General features: G+C 38.7%; 4 protein-coding genes. 3 read left to right on the forward strand and 1 reads right to left on the reverse strand.

Annotated features, from left to right (window positions below; all coding sequences use genetic code 11):
• The first annotated feature begins 2 nt into the window (after positions 1–2).
• Complete coding sequence (locus B9J87_RS13130; RefSeq protein WP_094151120.1) at positions 3–365, forward strand: MmcQ/YjbR family DNA-binding protein; 363 nt, start codon at positions 3–5, stop codon at positions 363–365.
• Here the strand turns inward: B9J87_RS13130 and B9J87_RS13135 are convergent.
• Positions 362–1,279, reverse strand: coding sequence for a chemotaxis protein (locus B9J87_RS13135; RefSeq protein WP_019281245.1), 918 nt, complete (start codon positions 1,277–1,279; stop codon positions 362–364). The genes B9J87_RS13130 and B9J87_RS13135 overlap by 4 nt on opposite strands.
• 185 nt (positions 1,280–1,464) lie before the next feature.
• On the opposite strand from B9J87_RS13135, the gene ppiC reads away from it, so the two are divergent.
• Both ppiC and B9J87_RS13145 read left to right on the forward strand, forming a co-directional pair.
• Positions 1,465–1,743 (forward strand): peptidylprolyl isomerase PpiC, encoded by a 279-nt coding sequence (gene ppiC / locus B9J87_RS13140; protein ID WP_026027858.1) that lies wholly within the window; start codon positions 1,465–1,467, stop codon positions 1,741–1,743.
• 374 nt (positions 1,744–2,117) lie between these two features.
• Positions 2,118–2,750 (forward strand): LuxR C-terminal-related transcriptional regulator (locus tag B9J87_RS13145; protein ID WP_094151122.1); only part of this gene is annotated, 633 nt, incomplete at its 3' end.

A 2,750-nucleotide genomic window follows, 5' to 3' on the forward strand; every position in this document is an offset into this window, starting at 1 on the left:
ATATTGAATCGTTTTTGGATATTTTACCTCAGGTAGAAAGTAGCTATCCGTTTGGTCCTGACGCGTTGGTTTTCAAAATTCGCGGTAAAATGTTTGCCTATACTTCTCAGTCGAGAGAAGAGCCGTTTGTGACATTGAAGTGCACTCCAGAAGATGGTGAAGTTCTGACCAGTGCCTTTTCCGCTATTCGTCCTGGTTATCATATGAATAAAAGACACTGGATCTCCGTTAAGTTAAACGGAGATGTTGACCAGATGATGTTAGAGGAATTATGTGAACGCTCTTATCAGCTTGTAGTAAGTAAACTGAAAAAATCAGATAGAGAAGCGCTTCAGGCTCTGTTTGTGCAAGCAAAGCTTGATTAAGCGGTATCCTTACGTTGTTCCAGTTTTTTTGCGCCACGCAGCATCGCTTCTATCAATTCTGTCGCGTTAAATTTTTCCAAAGCTTCGTGGGCTCCGACTTGGTGAGCTCTATCCAAACAGATCTCACTGGAAAGCGAGGTGTGAAGAATACAATAAGCATGGCTCAGCATTGGATCATTTTGAACCTCAAAGGCCAGTTCATATCCATCAAGGCCCGGCATTTCAATATCACTGACCAGCAAATCGATCGCACGTTGATGTTGAGCGTCTTGACGCATCAGCTCAATGGCATCAAGTCCATTTTTACAGATTTGGTAAGGGATGTTGATACTGTCTAAGGCATCTGACAATTGTTTACGTGCAATAGATGAATCATCCACCAGTAAAATACGCAATGCTTTTAATCGCTCACGTTCAATATCAGTCAGCATCGGGATCTTAGTTGATTCATACTGTGGATAAATTTTTGAAAGTAATAATTCGACGTCAAGTAACTGCACAATCTGTTTTTGATAGCGGGTTATGCCAGTGATAAAAACGTCTTTTCCCGCCACTGCAGGTGAAGACTCGATTGTTCGCCAGTCACACTCGATGATTTTTTCAATGCTACGTACCATAAACGCAACTACGGTTCGCAGGCAGTCCGTCACGATTAAGTAGCATTGTTTATATTCGCTAGGTTGAATTGCTCTAAAGCCAATGGCGGCAGCCATATCAATGACAGGTACCGTCAAGTTACGGATAGTCACCGTTCCGATCACATGGTGATGAGAATATGGGATTTGTGTCATTGGCATGTAAGGGACAATCTCTCGTACTTTCAGAGTCCCGATAGCAAAAAGCTGTTTCTGAGTGTTCAATGTGAACATCAACATGCCTTGGGATTGGTTTGCCTTACTGGGGGTTTTAGCCATAACACCTTACTCAACGTTGTTTCTTATGCTTAATACTAAACGATCTCTTACTGACGGCAATGCGTTAAATGCAAATAAACAGTATAACCGTATGTTTATTGATCTTTTGCACTCTTACATTGGGGTTGGACTCTTGAAAAGCATCCGTTACACTATTTGCAGTAGCAAATTTATTGAGAAAAATGATGGCAAGAACGGCAGCGGCTCTTCACATTTTAGTGAAGCATAAAGAACAAGCTGAAGATATTATCGCTCAGTTAAAAAAGGGAGCGAAATTTCAAACATTAGCCAGAAAATATTCTACCTGCCCTTCGGGTAAAAAAGGGGGCGATCTGGGTGAGTTTCGTCAGGGGCAGATGGTCCCTCAATTTGATAAAATCTGTTTCACTGGAGAGGTACTGACACCTCATTTGGTGAAAACCAAGTTTGGTTGGCATGTTGTAAAAGTTCTATATCGGACCTAGCCTCAATAGGGTGATTTTCTCATCAACGTTGATTTTTAAAGTAATAACCAATGAGCAGTGAATGCCACGCTTTTTCTCAAAACCAGAAGTGCGTGGTGCTTTTCATTCGTCAGGAATGACACTCGATTCTTTATCTTTTTATTCCATTACCTTTTATAGAATGGCCTACTACACCCAAACCACTTCAAGTAGTAAGGTATATAAATAAAACAGTCATTTGTTCTCATAAATAAGAATGCACAATAAATTCATGAATTAAATGGATTTATTCATTAGGTTTTTTATTAAAATGAGAGCGGGTTATTTTGAGATATTGACTTATAGTCGCTTAACGTTAGTTTTATCAAGTGAGCGGTATGATCTAGGAGTTTAAAATGAGTGAAGAAAAAAAAATTAACGTTCGATTGCTTTCTGATGTTTGTATGCAGTCTCGCTTACTTAAAGATTCGCTAGAGTCAAAGTTGCCGATTAGTATTGATATCTCTCCGCTTTGCGATACGTGGATGAATGATAACAGTCTATCATCCTATAAAATTCAATTGGTTATCATCGACTATTCTCGCGTTGATGAAAATAATTTTGCTGATTACTCAGCATTTAAACGCTTATCCTGCCCTGATGCAAAAGAAGTGCTTATTAATTGCCCGCTAGATATTGAACCTAAAATGCTCTTTAAATGGCAGAATCTTGTGGGTGTATTTTATACCAATGATCAGCTTGAATCTTTAGTTAAGGGCATGGAAAAAGTGCTTGATGATGAAATGTGGTTTAATCGAAAATTGGCTCAGGAATATATACAGCATTATCGTGCAGGTAATTCATCTATTACCTCTCAAGCTTATGCTAAATTAACGAAAAGAGAGCAGCAAATAATTAAGCTACTTGGCTGTGGTGCATCTAATATGCAAATTGCAGATGAGTTGTTTGTAAGTGAAAATACAGTAAAAACACATTTACATAATGTATTTAAAAAGATAAATGCTAAAAATAGACTTCAGGCATTATTA

Origin of the sequence: Vibrio sp. V19_P1S1T109 (genome assembly GCF_002241375.1) — a bacterium.
Lineage (GTDB): Bacteria > Pseudomonadota > Gammaproteobacteria > Enterobacterales > Vibrionaceae > Vibrio > Vibrio anguillarum.